Raw genomic sequence first — 16052 nt, 5'->3', positions numbered from 1 at the left:
CCATGAACGACTCCAATCATCGCTACCAGGACATCCGCGATGCCGTGCGCGACCTGTGCGCGCAGTTTCCCAATGAATATTTCCGCAAGATCGATGAGGCACGCGCCTATCCGGCCGATTTCGTCGACGCGCTGACCAAGGCCGGCTGGATGGCCGCGCTGATTCCACACGAATACGGTGGCTCGGGTCTCGGGCTCACCGAGGCGTCGGTGATCATGGAAGAAATCAACCGTTCGGGCGGCAACTCCGGCGCCTGCCACGGCCAGATGTACAACATGGGCACGCTGCTGCGCCACGGCTCCGAAGCGCAGAAGCAGAAGTACCTGCCGAAGATCGCGACCGGCGAACTGCGCCTGCAGTCCATGGGCGTGACCGAACCCTCCACCGGCACCGACACCACCAGGATCAAGACGACGGCGGTGAAGAAGGGCGACCGCTACGTCATCAACGGCCAGAAGGTCTGGATCTCGCGCATCCAGCATTCCGACCTGATGATCCTGCTGGCACGCACCACGCCGCTGGCTGACGTGAAGAAGAAGTCCGAGGGCATGTCGATCTTCATCGTCGACCTGCGCGAGGCGATCGGCAACGGGCTCACGGTGCGGCCGATCCTGAACATGGTCAACCACGAGACCAACGAACTCTTCTTCGAGAATCTGGAGATTCCGGCCGAGAACCTCATCGGCGAGGAAGGGCAGGGCTTCAAGTACATCCTCGACGGCCTCAACGCCGAACGCACGCTGATCGCGGCCGAGTGCATCGGCGACGGCTACTGGTTCATCGACAAGGTCACGGCCTACACCAAGGAGCGCGTCGTCTTCGGCCGCCCGATCGGGCAGAACCAGGGCGTGCAGTTCCCGATCGCGGAGGCCTTCATCGAGGTCGAGGCGGCGGACCTGATGCGCCATGAAGCCTGCCGTCGCTTCGACGCGCACGAGCCCTGCGGTGCGCAGGCCAACATGGCGAAGTACCTCGCGGCCAAGGCCTCGTGGGAAGCAGCCAACGCCTGCCTGCAATTCCACGGTGGCTTCGGCTTCGCCTGCGAATACGACGTGGAGCGCAAGTTCCGCGAGACACGGCTCTACCAGGTCGCGCCGATCTCGACCAACCTGATCCTGAGCTATGTCGCCGAGCACATGCTGGGCTTGCCGAGGAGTTTTTGATGCCCCCCTTACTCACTTCGTTCGCCGCCCCCCCAAGGGGGTGGTCAGTGCCCTTCGGGCGGCCGGGCGGGCACTGAGATGCGCCCGCTCGAAGGCATCACCGTCCTCACGCTCGAGCACGCCATTGCGGCGCCGTTCTGCACGCGCCAGCTGGCGGACCTGGGTGCGCGCGTCATCAAGGTCGAGCGGCCGGGCAGCGGCGACTTCGCGCGCGCGTATGACCAGCGTGTCCGCGGGCTCGCATCGCATTTCGTGTGGACCAACCGGTCGAAGGAAAGCCTGACGCTCGACGTGAAGCATCCGAAGGGGCAGGAGGTTCTCAAGCGCCTGGTTGCAGACGCCGACGTGCTCGTGCAGAACCTCGCGCCGGGCGCAGCCGCGCGGCTGGGGTTGTCTTTCGAGGCGCTGTCGCCGGCGAATCCTGGCCTGATCGTGTGCGACATCTCGGGCTACGGCGATGACCCGTGCCAGCCAGGCCGGTACCGCGACAAGAAAGCCTACGACCTGCTCATCCAGAGCGAATCGGGCTTCCTCTCCGTGACAGGCACGCCGGACGAGATGGCCAAGGCCGGCTGTTCGATCGCGGACATTTCCGCCGGCATGTACGCCTACAGCAACATCCTCGCGGCACTCCTGCAGCGCGGCAAGACCGGCAAGGGCTGCCGCATCGACGTCTCCATGCTCGAAAGCATGGTCGAGTGGATGAATTTCCCGTTGTACTACGCGTTCGAAGGCGCCGAGCCGCCGCCGCGCGCGGGTGCAGCGCACGCGACGATCTATCCCTACGGCCCGTTCCCGGCCGGCGATGGCAAGCAAGTGATGCTGGGCATCCAGAACGAGCGCGAATGGCAGGCGTTCTGCGCGAAGGTGCTGGAGCAGCCCGGCCTCGCGACCGATGCGCGCTTTGCGTCCAACACACTGCGCACGGCTTCCCGCGTGGCCTTGCGCGAGATCATCGTGCAGTCGTTCTCGGCTTTCAGTGCCGCGCAGATCATCGAGCGGCTCGACGCCGCGCAGATCGCCAATGCGCAGGTCAACACCATGCAGGACGTCTGGAACCATCCTCAACTGAGGGCGCGAGAACGCTGGACCGAAGTGGGAACGGGCGCTGGTCCGGTTTCCGCGCTGTGGCCGCCCGGCGTTCCGCGCGAATGGGATCCGCGGATGGACGCGGTGCCCACGTTGGGCCAGCACACCGATGCGATCCTGGCCGAAGCCGGCTACGACGCAGCAACCATCGCCGCACTACGCGCCGAAGGCGCGGTCTGAGATCGACCCCGGCGCCCTTGTTTCACCTCTCCATTCAACCTTCGCCATGAACCAGCATCCCAGCCAGACTCTGGCCACCTTTGCCGCCGAACTCGCCTTCGCGCAAATTCCCGCGCCGGCGATCCGGCGCGCCGAGGACCTGATGCTCGACTGGCTGGGCTCGGTGCTCGCCGCCCGTTCGGCGCGACCTGTGCGCAGCATCCAGCGCTTCGCCGAGATGATGGGGCCCGCCGAGGGGCCGAGTGAAGTGTTGAACTCGCGCCGCACGACATCGCCGGTCTTCGCCGCGCTCGTGAATGCAGCAGCCTCGCACTACGTCGAGCAGGACGACGTGCACAACGGTTCGGTGTTCCATCCCGCGGCAGTGGCGTTCGCGCCGGCACTGGCAACGGCACAGGCCGTCGGCGCGAGCGGTGCGCAACTGTTGACGGCCGTGGTCGCGGGCTACGAAGTCGGCATCCGCGTGGGTGAGTTCCTGGGACGCTCGCACTACCGCACCTTTCACACCACGTCCACGGCGGGCACGCTTGCCGCTGCCGCGGCGGCCGGACGCCTGCTCGAACTCACACCCTCGCAGATGCTGCATGCCTTCGGCTCGGCAGGCACGCAGTCGGCGGGCGTGTGGGAGTTCCTGCGCGATGCGGCCGATTCCAAGCAATTGCACTGCGCACATGCGGCGGCGAGTGGCCTGATGTCGGCCTATCTGGCGCAGGATGGCTTCACTGGTGCGGCCCATGTGCTCGAAGGCCCGCAAGGCCTCGGCGTGGGCATGTCGACCGACGCTGACCCGTCGCGGCTCACGGACGGACTTGGCACGCGCTGGACGCTGGCGGAGACTTCGTTCAAATATCACGCTTCGTGCCGCCACACGCATCCTGCGGCCGATGCATTGCTGCAAGTCATGAAGCAGAACGACCTGAAGGCCGGCGACATCGCCCGCGTCGTGACGCATGTTCACCAGGGCGCCATCGACGTGCTCGGCCGCGTCGTCGTGCCGGCCACGGTGCACCAGGCCAAGTTCTCGATGGGCACGGTGCTGGGGCTCATCGCGGTGCATGGCCGCGCGGGTCTCACCGAATTCGATCGCGACTTCCTCGCGCCCGAAGTCGCCTCGTTCCGCGACAAGGTCATGATGGAACTCGACCGCGAGGTCGACACGGCCTACCCGGGGCGGTGGATCGGCAAGGTGAGCGTGACCACGACCGACGGCCGCACCTTCCCTGGTCGCGTCGACGAACCCAAGGGCGACCCGGGCAACACGCTGAGCCGTGCCGAGATCGAGGACAAGATGCAGCGCCTCACGCAATACGGCGAAGGCGCCACGGCGCAGGAGGCGAAGGCGCTGTGCGTGCGCATCTGGCGTCTTGCCGACGAGGCTCGCGTCACGCGCCTGCTCAGCTGAGGAGTGAAGCCGATGTCGAACGCTTCGCTTTCCGAACGCGCTGTTGCGCGCAGCCTGCTGTTCGTACCCGGCCACCAGCCCGCGCGTTTCGACAAGGCCTCCCAGAGCGGCGCCGATGTGATCGTGCTCGACCTCGAAGACGCCGTACCGCCGGACCGCAAGGACGAAGCGCGCACTCAGGTGGCGCAGTGGCTTGCTGGACGCGCAGGCTCCGGCAGCACCGGCGTTCTTGTTGCCGTCCGCATCAACGCCGCGGATACGCCTTGGCATGCCGCCGATCTGGCCTTGTTTGTCGAAGCGCGCATCGATGCGCTGATGCTGCCCAAGGCGGAGGACGCTGCCGTGCTTCACGCCATCGCCGAAGTGCACCCCGCCGTGGCGTTGCTGCCCCTGGTCGAGACTGCGCGCGGCATCGCCAGGATGGACGAGATCGCTTCGGCGCCCGGGGTGCAGCGGCTGGTGTTCGGCACCGTCGACTTCCAGGCCGATCTCGATATCGAAGGCGATGGGCAGGAGTTGCTCTACTTCCGTTCGCGCATGGTGCTGGCTTCGAGGCTCGCGGGGCTGCAGCCGCCGGTGGACGGCGTGAGCACGACGATTGACGATCCGGCGCGCATCGAGGCCGATGCGCTGCACGCGCGACACCTGGGCTTCGGCGGCAAGCTCTGCATCCATCCGAAACAGGTCGCCGTCGTCAACCAGGGTTTCTCTCCAACGCCCGCGCAGATCGATTGGGCACGGCGGGTGATCGATGCCGATGCAGCCAGCGGCGGCGCACCGGTCGCGGTCGAAGGCAAGATGGTCGACCGGCCCGTGGTGCTCAAGGCGCGGTCGATCCTGCGCGCGGCCGGGCACTGAGCCGACGCGTTCAGGCGAAGAGGCGGCCGTGGCCCGGCGAGCGCGGGTCCAGTCCGCCGCAGCGCACCAGATCCCAGAAGCCCGCGGGCGAACTCGAAACGACCGGCACCTGGAGTGACGCCTCGACTTCCTTCACTGCGTCGAGCGTGACCAAGCCTCCGCAGGAGATCAGGATGCCGTCCGCGCCGGGGCTGGCTTCGAAGACGCGCACGCAAAGATCGACCAGCACCTGCGTCGGCACCTTGCCGACCGCCTGCACGTCCGAAATCGAGAGGCCCTCCAGCGCGAGCGTCTCTAAGTCGCTGTCCTGCAAGTAGCGGCGCAGCTGTGTGTTGACCTCGTCGATGTAGGCCGTGGCCACGGCAACCCGGCGTACGCCGAGCGTCCGCAAGCCGCCGACGATGGCATTGCTCATCGTGCTGCACGGCAAGCCAGTGGCGCGCGCCATTTCAGCCTGCAGTTCACGATTGAAACCCGCGCCCCGAAAGAAGCTGAGCGAAGTGCCCATCAGCGAGACGGCACTGACGCCTTCGCCCGCCAGCTCAAGGGCCTTGCCGACGACCGAATCGATCACTTCGGTGTAGCCACGCGTGGAGATTTCGCCCAGGCCGAGTCCGCGCGCGCTGAAGCGAATGCGGTCTCCGTACAGCAGCGGCCCGTCGACAGGCACAGCACCCGCGGCGGGTGGAACGATCAGGCCCAGCTGCGGCTTCGGCTGCGGCATTCAGCTTCCCTCCATCGTGATGTGCTGGTCGGCGATGGTCCGCTTCCATCGTGCGGTTTCGTCCTTCATGTCCTTTCGCAACTGTTCCGGCGTGCTGTAGGCCCGCAGGGTGCCTTGCGCAGCCGCCGTTGTCGCGGCCTCGGGCGTGTCGAGCACCGTCTTCACCGCGGCCGACAGCTTGTCGACGATCTCGTCGGGCGTGCCGGCCGGTGCGAGCAGGAAAATGCGCGGCGCGACATCGAAGCCCGGCAGTGCGGAGGCCAGCGGCGCAACGTTGTCGGCGCCTTCGAGGTGTGTGGTGTTCATCAGCGCCACTGCGCGCAGCTTGCCGGCCTTCGCCTGCGACATCGCGGCGGTGGCGCTCACGACACCGATCGGCACTTGTCCGCCGATCACGTCGGGCACGATCTGCGCGGCGCCGCGATACGGCACGTGGACCACGAAGGCGCCCGTGCTCTGCTTGAGCATCTCGAAGCCAAGGTGCTGCACGGTGCCGACGCCCGAGGTGGCATACGAGTATTGGCCCGGATGAGCCTTCAGCAGCGTGACCAGTTCCGTGGGTGTGCGGGCCGGGAAGTCGTTGCCCGTGACGATCATCAGCGGCGAGATGAACGCGCCGGCCACGGGCTTGAAGCTCGTGAGCGGATCGATGCCGATCTTGGGCTGGAGCAGCTTGGCGATGAGCAGGGCGCTGTCGCCCATCATCAAGGTGTAACCGTCCGGCGGGGACTTGGCGACGAGATCCGCGGCGATCAGCCCGGTCGCGCCGGTGCGGTTCTCGACCAGCACCTGTTGTCCCAGCACCGCCGGCAGGCGCGCGCTGAGCAGCCGCGCGACCGCATCGACGCCACCGCCCGCGGAGTAACCCACGATGAGCCGGATCGGCTTGTCCGGGTACTTCTGCGCCCATGCGGCGGGGGCGGCGAGCGTTCCCGCCATGCCGAGCGCCGCTGCCATCGCCGCCCAACGCAATGCATGCCGGCGTGCCGATCGAATGACTGGTCTCTGTTCCATCGTGTCTCCGTTGTCTTTTCTTGTTGCCGCTAGGCTTTGCCCTTGCCGTGGGATGTCGGCAGCTTGGCGAATTCGCGCACGCGGTCAGCGTTCGGCGAAAAACCGAGTCCTGGTGTCTCGGGCAGCGTCAACCAGCCCTGGTCGGGCACCGGCAGGCCGTCGAAGATCTGCTTGAGCATCTGCACCGCCACATAGTGGTACTCCACCATCCCGCCGTTCGAGACGCCCGCGTGCAGGTGCATATTGTGGAACGGCCACGCACCGCCGTTGTCGATCGGCACGTTGAAGGCCTGCGCCATGCCTGCGATCTTCAGGCACTGCGAATAGCCGCCGGAGATCGTCACATTCGGTTGCAGCACGTCGGCGGCCTGGCCGACCAGCAGGTCGCGGAAGCGGAAGGCGAGCCCTTCGTTCTGGCCGCACGCGAGCGGGATGGTGGTACGGGTGCGCAGGTCGGCCATCTGGCGCACGTCGTTCTGAGTCAACGGCTCCTCGAAGAAGCTGATGCCGTAGGGCTCGATGCGGCGCGCGAGATCGGCTGCATGGAACAGGTCGAGACCGCAGTTGGCGTCGACGTAGAGCTTCACGTCGGGGCCGACGGCCTCGCGCACCGCGGCAACGCGGCGCACGTCCTCGTCGATCACCTCGTCGATCGGGCGCGGCTCGTCGCGGCGTGCGAGCGCGTGGCCGCCGACCGTCATCTTCAGACGCTGGAAGCCCTGTGAAACCCACAGCTTCGCGGCGGCGGCGAGTTGGTCGCGCTCGAAGAAGCCGAAGCCGAAGGTCGCATAGACCGGCACGCGAGAGCGCGCGCCGCCGAGCAGGCGCCACAGGGGCTGCCCGAGCGCCTTGGCCTTGAGGTCCCACAGCGCGATGTCGAGCGCGGCGATGGTGTGACTCGCATACCCGGTCTGGCCGCGCGGCGAGAGCAGCCAATAGAGCTTGCTCCAGAGGCGCTCCGTGGCCATCGGGTCCTCGCCGATCAGCGCAGGGCCCGCCACTTCGCGCACGGCGGCGGCGATGATTTCCTCCTCGGTGATGGCGGTCATGCCGTACCCGACGAGTCCGGTGTCGGACTCGATCTCGGTCAGGCAGAGCGAGAGCGACGTTTGTTTGTCGAGACCCAGCACCTCGATGGTGACCGGGATGTTCAGCGGCGTGGCGCTGACGCGGATGATTTTCAAGAAATGTCCCCTTTCGCGATTGGCTCGCACCATTCTTGATGCCCGGGCCGCGGAGAACAATTCGTTTCTGGCGGGCGCGAGGCTTCGCGTTTGGCGAAGGCTCAGGCGGGCTGGCGCAGGTGCTCCAGCACCGAGCGAGCGGCGGAGGTCAGATCCTGCTCGCGCCGCACACAGAGCAAGTGCTGGCGCCGGGCCCAGGGCGCGTCGAGCCGCAGGCAGCGCAGACGAAGGATCTGCAACTGAGGAAGGATCGCGGCATAGGGCAGCACGCCGATGCCGATGCCCTGTTCGACCATGCGGCACACCATGTCGAAGCTGCCGACCTGCATGCGGACCTTGAGCGGTGCCTGCGCTTCGAGCGCGGCGCTCAGCAGCAAGCGGTGCAGGGCCGTGCCTTCGCGGACCACGATATGGTCGTGCCGCAGTACTTCGTCCACTCCGATGCGCTTGCGCCGGGCCAGCGGATGGTCGCGCGCCACGATCACGGCAAGCTCGTCGCTGCGGTAGGGAAGGCACTCGAGTTCGCCGCGCGCCGTATGGCCCTCGATCACGCCGATGTCGGCCAGGCCGGCGCCCACCGCCTTGACCACCTCGGTGCTTGCGCGCTCTTGAAGATCGATCTTGAGCGCTGGGTGGTGCCGCAGGAAGGAACCGATCTGCGTCGGCAGGAACTGGGCAATGGCCGACGCGTTGGCCGTGATGCTGACCACGCCGGCTACGCCGTTCTGGAAATCGTCGAGCTCGGCGCCCAGCCGGTCCATCGCCGACAGCACGGCGCGGGCATGCAGCAGCAGGCCGTGGCCGGCCGAGGTGAGCGTGACGCCGCGCGCATGGCGGACCAGCAGCGGCAGCCGTGCCCGCGCCTCGAGGTCGGAGATGCGCTTGCTGGCTGCCGCCAGAGCGATGTGGCAGCGCTTGGCGCCTTCGCTGATGCTGCCGTGGTCCGCGACGGCTGTGAACAGGCGCAACGACTTCGGATCGATCGACATCAGGAATGCACTACGGCTTCTCGGCTGGCTGTGCCAGATAGTCGAACAGCTCGCGCGCCGAAGCCGGCAACAGCTCGCGATTGCGCGCGACGATCTTCAATTCGCGCTCGGCCCAGGCATCGGCAAGCGGCACCGTCACGATCCGCATCGAGCGGGCATGGCGCCGGGCGGACGAAGCCGGCAACACACCGACGCCGACACCTGCCTCGATCATCAGGCAGATGGCCTCGAAGCTGCCCACCTGGATGCGCGGGCTGTAGCCCCGGCCCGCAAGCTCGGCCTTGAGCAGCAGGAAGCGATGGATCGCGCTGCCGTGGTGCAGGCCCACGTGCTGTTCTTCGAGCGTGTCGCCGAAGGACACCCCACTCGCGCCCGCAAGCCGATGCGTGGCCGGCACGACGAGAACGAGCTGGTTGCGCCCGAAAGGCCGCGCGTCGAAGTCGCCCGTGTGAACGTCGCCGGCGAGGATGCCGATGTCCGCGGTGCCATCGGCCACCGAGCGCACGATTTCCTCGCTGAGGTATTCGCGCAGGTCCACCTGCACGGCCGGATGCCGCGTGAGAAAGCCGGCCAGCTTTTCCGGAAGGTATTCGGTGATCGAGGTGGTGTTGGCGAAGACGCGCACATGGCCCTTGATGCCCTTGCCGAAGTCCTGCATGTCGATGCGCAAGTGCTCCATCTGCTGCATCACGCGCTTGGCGTGGTAGAGCAGGGCCTCGCCCGCAGCCGTCAGGCTCACCCCCTGCGCATTGCGATGCAACAGCTTGCCGCCCACGGCCTCTTCCATCTGCTTGATGCGCGTGGATGCCGCCGCGAGCGAGATGCAGGCCTTGTCCGCGCCGCGCGTCAAGCTCCTCGCATCCGCCACGTAGACGAACAGTTTCAGGTCGAAGAGGTCGAAATGCAGGTTCAAGGGAAGAGGGTGCGGAGGCGCCGCGGCGCTGGATCAGGAAACCGCGATTGTCCCGCGAAAACCCCGGGCAGCAGGGAGGGTCATACTGGGTCCCAGCTGAATACGTCCGCCGATCGATCCAAGGGATAAAAGCTCGCGCGCATTGCCGGCATCGCATGATCGGCAATGGTCTGCGGCGTCCAGCCTTCGGAGCGGTGGATGGAGCGCACCGGGCGCGGCTGGCTGATCAGCGAGATCTCGTTGTTGCGCACCGAGAAGATCTGGCCGTTGACTTCCTTCGCGGCATCGCTCGCGAGATAGACCGCGAGTGGCGCGATCTTGGACGGCGTCATCTGCTGGATCTTGGCGACACGTGCCTTCTGTTCTTCGGTGTCGGTCGGAATCGCTCCGATCATCCGGCTCCAGGCAAAGGGCGCGATGCAGTTGGAGCGCACGTTGAACTTGAGCATGTCGAGCGCGATCGATTTCGACAGCGCCACGATGCCGAGCTTGGCGGTCGAATAGTTGGCCTGGCCGAAGTTGCCGATCAGCCCCGAGGTCGACGTCATGTGCACCATCGCGCCCGAAGCCTGTTCCTTGAAGAACACGGCGGCGGCGCGGCTCACGAAGTAGGTGCCGTAGAGATGGACCTTGATGACCGAGTCCCACTCGTCGACCGACATCTTGTGAAAGAAGCGGTCGCGCAGGATGCCGGCGTTGTTCACGACGGCGTCGATGCGGCCGAAATTGTCGACCGCGCACTGCACGATCTTCGCCGCGCTCGCGGCGTCCGCCACGCTGTCGGTGCTGGGAACGGCTTCGCCGCCCAGCGCGTGGATCTCGTCGACCACCTGCTGCGCCGGCCCGGCGTTGCGGCCTTCGCCGTCGACCGCGGCGCCGATGTCGTTGACGACCACCCTCGCACCGTGGCTGGCCATGGCGAGCGCGATGTCCCGACCGATGCCGCCGCCTGCGCCCGTGACGAGCACGACTTTTCCTTCAACCATGAGACATCTCCGGAATCCTTGCGGAATAGCCGGCAAAGGATGTCACGGGAGGCGCCATCCGCGGTTCGTCTTTCCGAAAACTGGCGCTTCGGCAGCCCGGCGGTGGCCAGGCAGTGCGATTACAGTTGCGCCACTTCCGAAATTTCAGTCCGCAGCAATGCGTTTCCCCATGCGCCGATTCGCCACTCTTTCCGTCTTCGTCCTTGCGACCCTCGTCATGGGGTGTGCGTCGTCCCGGCAAGCGCCCCGCGTGACTTTTCTCGGCGACGGCGTGCTCAAGTCGCCCACCGCCGCTGAAGCCGAAGCCTATTGCCGCAATTTCGGCGCACCGATGCGCTTCCTCAACACCAAGGGGCCGGGTACGCCGGAGGGGGAAGTCACCTATCGTTGCGACTGACGGCGACCCGCTCTCGCACCATGCCTCGCTACGTCGCATTTCTTCGTGGCGTGAGCCCGATGAACGCCAGGATGCCGGAACTGAAGCGCTGCTTCGAGAGCGCGGGTTTCACCGACGTGAAGACGGTGCTGTCGAGCGGCAACGTCGTTTTCAACGCGCGGACTTCGGCGGACGCAGCGCTCGAACGCAAGGCCGAGGCGGCCATGGCGAAGCACCTGGACCGCACATTCCGCACCATCGTGCGGCCGGTCGATGCGTTGCTTGCCCTTCTTGACGCCGATCCCTACGCCGCCTTCAGCCTGCCGGCGAACGCCAAACGGGTCGTGACCTTCCTGCGCAACCGTCAGGAAGCGAAGCTTTCGCTCCCGATCGAGTTCGATGCTGCGCGCATCCTGGCGATGAATGGAGGCGAAGTCTTTTCGGCCTACGTTCCGGGACCCCGCGGCCCGGTGTTCATGGCGTTGATCGAGAAGACGTTCGGCGACGGCGTGACCACCCGCACCTGGGACACGGTCAGGAAATGCGCCGCCGCCTGAACGGACGGTTGGCCCTCAGGTCTCGGTGATCGGCTTGTCCAGGTGACTTCCCAGGATGCGGGCCGCGCGTTCGAGCAGGTCGAACTCCTCGTCCGGCATCGGCTGTCTCACCATGTCGAAGTGACTCAGCGTTCCCCATAGCTCGCCGAAATCGTTCGACAGCGGAACGCTGTGATAGGACACGACCACCCCGCGATAGGGGTGGCCCTCCAGCCTTTGGTCACGGCCCGAATCGTCCGTGCGAAACGATTGATCCTTTCGCACGAACTGGCAGAAGCTGTGTTCGAAGGGCACGGCAAGCAGGAATTGCGGGCGAAGCTCATCGCGCTTGTCGTGCAGCAACACATTGCGCAACAGGTTGTCGTCGAACCTGTAGACGGCGGTGTAGCGATGAGGCACGCCCCTGTTCAGGTACTCCAGCGCGGCGGCCGGCCCTTCGCTGAGCAGCACCGCTGAAAACGCATCGATGTTTCGTGGTGCCAGAGTAATCATCCTTGCTCACCTGGAAGGGGCTCGAATGACTATAGAGCAAACGCGCAGTGCGCAAAGAACGCCCGCGTTCCTTTTTGTTTCAGGCCGACGGCCGCAGCAGGTGCTTCAGCAGCTTCCCGGTTGCCGTCCGCGGCACGGTGTCGCGGAACTCGTAGGCGCGCGGGATCTTGTAGCGTGCCAGGCGCGGCGCGAGGAATTCGCGCAGGGCTTCCTCGTCGAGCGTGCGACCTGTGCGCGCGACCAGCACCGCCGTCACCGTCTCACCCCACTCCGGGTGCGGCCGACCGATGACGGCGACATCCTGCACGTCGGGATGGGTCGCGAGCGCGTCCTCGACTTCCTTCGAATACACGTTCTCGCCGCCAGTGATGATCATGTCGCGCAGCCGGTCGACGATGAAGAGAAAGCCGTCCTCGTCGACGCGCGCCAGGTCGCCCGTGCGATACCAGCCCTGCGGATCGAAGGCGGCGGCGGTGGCCTCGGGGTTGTCGAGGTAGCCCTTCATGACGGCTGGCGAGCGCAGGTGGATCTCGCCGACCTCCCCGGCCGTGCAGCGCTGGCCGTCGGCCCGGCGCACTTCGATCGCCACGCCCGGAACGCCCGAGCGGCCGATGGAGCCGGCCTTGGCGATGGCTTCCTCCGGGTACAAGACGGTTCCCAGCGGGCCGGACTCCGTCATGCCGTAGACCTGCACGAAGCGGTCGCTGCGGTAGCTCGCGGCGAGCTTGCGCGCCATGTCCGCACCCAGCGGCCCACCGCCATAGGCCCACATGCGCATCGCGCCGAAGTCGTACGAGCCCACGTCCGGCACCACAGACAGCGGCGCCAGGAACGCGATGGGCGCACCGAAGGCGAAGCTGATGCGTTCCTGCGCCAGCGCGTCGAGGAAGGCCTTTGGCGCGTATTCGCGCAGCAACACGGCGGTGCCACCCATCAGCAGCGTGCCGAGCAGCCAGTTGTTGAGCGGCGACGAATGCCACACGGGCATCGCGATCAGTGTGCGTTCATTGCGTGAGAGGCCCGTGCTCGCGGCGGCGCAGATCGCGGCCAGGAACACGTTGCCGTGCGAGTGCAGGCAGCCCTTGGGCTTGCCGGTGGTTCCCGAGGTGTAGAGGATCTCGGCCAGCGCTTCGGCGGCGGGCGGAGCACCTGCCGCGCAAGGTTCGGCCCGCTCCAGCAGATCTTCGAACAGCGGCATGCCGGCGGCGGCGCTGTCCGTCGCCATCCAGGTCACCGCGTGCTCGATGCGCTGTGCGACCGTCGCGAGCGCGCCGTCCACCACGCAAAGACGACTGCCGGAATGCACGAGCATGTAGTCGATCTCCGGCGCCTGGAGCTTGTGGTTGATCGGCACCACGACCGCACCGAGTCGCCATGCGCCGAACAGCGCGATGACGAAGCCCGGCGTGTTGAAGCACAGCAGCGCGACCTTGTCTCCCGGGCCCACGCCGTTGTCGCGCAGCACGGTGGCTGCGCGGCGCGTCAGGTCGGCGAACTCGGCATAGCTGATCGAACGGCCGGCGGCACGCAGGCATTCCTTGTCGGCCTGCACGCGCGCGTGTTGGTCGATCACCGAAACAAAATCTGTCATCGATGCCTCCGCCTCACTGCCAGGCTGCGCGAAGCAGCGCAGCCGGGTCGCTGGTGCCGGAACTGATACCCGTCACCGGGCCCCAATCCGGATCGAAGCGGCTGCCGATGAAGGCGGCCGAGGCCTCGGGACTCGCGTGCTGGAGCATCAGGCAAGCCTGCGCCGTGAGCACGAGACGCTGGGTGAAACGGCGAGCCTGGCGTTCGAGTTCGACCGGCGACAGCTGGACGGCGTCGCGCAACGTCTGCACCTGGGCCCGCACGCGGGCGTCCTGCGACGCCACGGCCTGCAGATGGTCGAGCACGAGGTGGGCATCGTCCGGGTTGCGCGACACGGCGCGAAGCACATCCAGGCTCATGACATTGCCCGAGCCTTCCCAGATCGAGTTGACCGGCGCTTCGCGGAACAGGCGACCCATCGGGCCGTCCTCCACATAGCCGTTGCCGCCGAAGACTTCCATGGCCTCGCCGGTCAGCGACACCGCGCGCTTGCAGTTCCAGAACTTGGCGGCGGGCGTCATCAGCCGGCGCCATGCGACGTCCAGCGGATCGGTGGACCCGAAATGCGAGGCGAGGTCCATCGCGAGCAGCGTCGCGGCCTCGGATTCGAGGGCCATGTCGCCGAGCAGCTCGGTCATCACGGGTTGGTCGACCAGCGCCTTGCCGAAGGCATGGCGGTTGCGCGTGTAGTGCAGCGCTTGCGCCAACGCCTGGCGCATGAAGCCCGCGCTCGACAGCGCGCAATCGAGCCGCGTGTAGGTCGCCATCTCGATGATGGTCGGGATGCCGCGGCCTTCCTCGCCCACGAGCACGCCCCAGGCTTCCTTGAACTCGACCTCGCTGCTGGAGTTGGAGCGGTTCCCCACCTTGTCCTTCAGGCGCTGGATGTGGATCGGGTTCTTGCTGCCGTCCGGCCGCCAGCGAGGCACGAAGAGGCACGATGAGCCGCGCTCGTCGGTCTTGGCGAGCACCAGGTGCCCGTCGCACATCGGCGCCGAGAAGAACCACTTGTGGCCGGTGATGAGGAACTCGCTGCCCCACGGGCCCTGGCCGACAGGCACGGCGCGCGTGGTGTTGGTGCGCACGTCGCTGCCACCTTGCTTTTCGGTCATGCCCATGCCGACGGTGATGGAGCGCTTCTGTTCGAGCGGCAGGTCGCGCGCGTCGTGTTCCATCGATGCGAGCTTGCCGCCGACGGCACCGAAGAGTGCGCCGTTGTGGCGCAGCACGGGGATGCAGGCCTTGGTCATCGTCGTCGGGCAGGTCGAGCCCGATTCGATCTGGCTGTGCATGTAGAGCGAGGCGCCGTAGGCGGTCCAGGCCGAGGGACGCTCGTCGAAGAAGGGCAGGTTGGCGATGCCGTTGCGCCGCGCGATCGACATCATGGTGTGCCAGCCGGGATGGAACTTCACGAGATCGATGCGTTCGCCGGTGCGCGAGTGGGTGTGCAGTTCGGGCTCGTGGCGATTGGCGTCCTCGGCGGCGCGAAGCGTGGCTTCGGCGCCGTATTCCGCGCCTTGGCGCACGAGTTCGTCGTCGCGCCAATCGGCACCGCCGCGTGTCACGGCGCGACGCAGTGCCGGGTCGCTGGTGTAGACGTTGTAGTCCTTGAGTTCGGGAACCTGGTTGTCTGGATGGATGCCGATCATGATGTGTTTCGATGGGTCGATGGATGGAGTTGGGGATGTGTCTATGCGCCGGCGCCGCGCTCGCGCAGCACCAGCGTCTGGATGGCGACGCCGATCGGTCCGCGCTCGTCGTAGAGGCGCGAAAGCGTCGTGCCCGCGCCGCTGCCGTCGGCCTGCGTCTCGGACGCGAGGCCGATCCATTCGCCCACAGGCGCACGGTGCAGGTGCATGCTGAGGTCGGCGTTGGAGAACAGGTAGCGCTGGGGCGGCAGGACCCAGCTCAGGCCGTTGCCGAAATCCGCCGCAGCCGCCGCGCGCATGGCCGGCGAGGTGGGGGCGCCTTGCACCATCGGCACGATGAGCCGGAACCATGCGGCAGCCGGCCCCGGATTGGCAGGATCGCCATGCGCCACACGCGAATCCACTGCCTGGCGATGGAAGTACATGCCGTCCGGCAGGCCAGGGATGCGAACGCGATCCTTGCAGGCGTCCGGCAGCGGCGCCAGGTTCGGTGGCGACCAACCCGGCAAGCCGGCCGGCAAGGCCAATGCCTGGCCGCGAAGCATCAGCGCGTGCGCACGGGCGACGAGCGTGTCACCCGCCAGCAGGTCGATGCTCACCCGGGCGGTCGAGCGCGAGGTCTGTGCCGTGCTGCGGTGGGTCAGCGGCGCGATCGGCACCGGCCTGACGAGTTCGACGGTCAGCCGCGACAGTTGCCAGCCGGGCTCGGTCATCGCGCTCTCCGCGATGTGCGCCAGCAGCGCGGACGGTGCGCCGCCGTGTTGCGCACGAGGATCCCAGGGGCCTCGCGAAAGGTCGCCGGGTTGCCAAATCTCGCCATTGCGGGTGTACACCGCGAGCGCGGACTCGGTCTGGGTGGTAGGGATGTTGTCGGTCATGTTGTCTC

General features: G+C 66.8%; 16 protein-coding genes. 6 read left to right on the top strand and 10 right to left on the bottom strand.

Features of this window, described 5'->3' with window-relative positions:
- The first annotated feature begins 2 nt into the window (after nucleotides 1-2).
- The 4 genes from AC1DHL_RS13420 (at nucleotide 3) to AC1DHL_RS13405 (ending at nucleotide 4692) form a co-directional block, all read left to right on the top strand.
- A complete protein-coding gene (locus AC1DHL_RS13420) occupies nucleotides 3-1163 on the top strand; it encodes an acyl-CoA dehydrogenase family protein (protein WP_478162279.1) in 1161 nt (386 codons plus the stop codon).
- A gap of 78 nt (nucleotides 1164-1241) precedes the next feature.
- Nucleotides 1242-2432: a CaiB/BaiF CoA transferase family protein gene (locus AC1DHL_RS13415; RefSeq protein ID WP_478104841.1), complete on the top strand. Its 1191-nt coding sequence runs from the start codon at nucleotides 1242-1244 to the stop codon at nucleotides 2430-2432.
- Between the two features lie 46 nt (nucleotides 2433-2478).
- On the top strand, nucleotides 2479-3834 hold the full coding sequence (locus tag AC1DHL_RS13410) for an MmgE/PrpD family protein (RefSeq protein WP_478162278.1): 1356 nt from the start codon (nucleotides 2479-2481) through the stop codon (nucleotides 3832-3834).
- 12 nt (nucleotides 3835-3846) lie between these two features.
- Complete coding sequence (locus AC1DHL_RS13405; protein ID WP_478162277.1) at nucleotides 3847-4692, top strand: HpcH/HpaI aldolase/citrate lyase family protein; 846 nt, start codon at nucleotides 3847-3849, stop codon at nucleotides 4690-4692.
- 10 nt (nucleotides 4693-4702) lie between these two features.
- On the opposite strand, the gene AC1DHL_RS13400 is transcribed toward AC1DHL_RS13405, so the two are convergent.
- The 6 genes from AC1DHL_RS13400 to AC1DHL_RS13375 form a co-directional block, all read right to left on the bottom strand.
- A complete protein-coding gene (locus AC1DHL_RS13400; protein ID WP_478162276.1) occupies nucleotides 4703-5416 on the bottom strand; it encodes an arylmalonate decarboxylase in 714 nt (237 codons plus the stop codon).
- Nucleotides 5417-6430, bottom strand: a complete 1014-nt coding sequence (locus AC1DHL_RS13395) for a Bug family tripartite tricarboxylate transporter substrate binding protein (protein WP_478104783.1) — start codon at nucleotides 6428-6430, stop codon at nucleotides 5417-5419.
- A gap of 29 nt (nucleotides 6431-6459) precedes the next feature.
- Nucleotides 6460-7614, bottom strand: coding sequence for a mandelate racemase/muconate lactonizing enzyme family protein (locus AC1DHL_RS13390; protein ID WP_478162275.1), 1155 nt, complete (start codon nucleotides 7612-7614; stop codon nucleotides 6460-6462).
- 101 nt (nucleotides 7615-7715) lie between these two features.
- The gene (locus tag AC1DHL_RS13385) at nucleotides 7716-8603 is read right to left on the bottom strand and encodes a LysR family transcriptional regulator (protein WP_478104785.1); all 888 of its coding nucleotides are present in this window, start codon (nucleotides 8601-8603) and stop codon (nucleotides 7716-7718) included.
- 10 nt (nucleotides 8604-8613) lie between these two features.
- On the bottom strand, nucleotides 8614-9516 hold the full coding sequence (locus AC1DHL_RS13380) for a LysR family transcriptional regulator (RefSeq protein WP_478104787.1): 903 nt from the start codon (nucleotides 9514-9516) through the stop codon (nucleotides 8614-8616).
- An 80-nt stretch (nucleotides 9517-9596) separates the two neighbouring features.
- Complete coding sequence (locus tag AC1DHL_RS13375; RefSeq protein WP_478162274.1) at nucleotides 9597-10502, bottom strand: SDR family NAD(P)-dependent oxidoreductase; 906 nt, start codon at nucleotides 10500-10502, stop codon at nucleotides 9597-9599.
- Between the two features lie 250 nt (nucleotides 10503-10752).
- On the opposite strand from AC1DHL_RS13375, the gene AC1DHL_RS13370 reads away from it, so the two are divergent.
- Nucleotides 10753-10899, top strand: a complete 147-nt coding sequence (locus tag AC1DHL_RS13370; protein ID WP_478162273.1) for a hypothetical protein — start codon at nucleotides 10753-10755, stop codon at nucleotides 10897-10899.
- Between the two features lie 20 nt (nucleotides 10900-10919).
- The gene (locus AC1DHL_RS13365; RefSeq protein WP_478104791.1) at nucleotides 10920-11435 is read left to right on the top strand and encodes a DUF1697 domain-containing protein; all 516 of its coding nucleotides are present in this window, start codon (nucleotides 10920-10922) and stop codon (nucleotides 11433-11435) included.
- 15 nt (nucleotides 11436-11450) lie between these two features.
- Here AC1DHL_RS13365 and AC1DHL_RS13360 read toward each other — a convergent pair whose 3' ends face one another.
- The 4 genes from AC1DHL_RS13360 to AC1DHL_RS13345 all read right to left on the bottom strand — a co-directional run bounded on the left by AC1DHL_RS13360 (nucleotide 11451) and on the right by AC1DHL_RS13345 (nucleotide 16044).
- Nucleotides 11451-11927: a guanylate cyclase gene (locus tag AC1DHL_RS13360; RefSeq protein WP_478162272.1), complete on the bottom strand. Its 477-nt coding sequence runs from the start codon at nucleotides 11925-11927 to the stop codon at nucleotides 11451-11453.
- A 79-nt stretch (nucleotides 11928-12006) separates the two neighbouring features.
- Nucleotides 12007-13518 (bottom strand): class I adenylate-forming enzyme family protein, encoded by a 1512-nt coding sequence (locus AC1DHL_RS13355; protein WP_478162271.1) that lies wholly within the window; start codon nucleotides 13516-13518, stop codon nucleotides 12007-12009.
- Nucleotides 13519-13531: 13 nt separating this feature from the next.
- Complete coding sequence (locus tag AC1DHL_RS13350) at nucleotides 13532-15166, bottom strand: acyl-CoA dehydrogenase family protein (protein WP_478162270.1); 1635 nt, start codon at nucleotides 15164-15166, stop codon at nucleotides 13532-13534.
- A gap of 41 nt (nucleotides 15167-15207) precedes the next feature.
- Complete coding sequence (locus tag AC1DHL_RS13345) at nucleotides 15208-16044, bottom strand: thioesterase family protein (RefSeq protein WP_478162269.1); 837 nt, start codon at nucleotides 16042-16044, stop codon at nucleotides 15208-15210.
- Nucleotides 16045-16052: the final 8 nt, after the last annotated feature.

It is taken from the genome of Variovorax sp. 10L426, assembly GCF_056395305.1.
The sequence above is the reverse complement of the archived record's forward strand: the minus strand, read 5'-3'. Positions and strand labels throughout refer to the sequence as shown.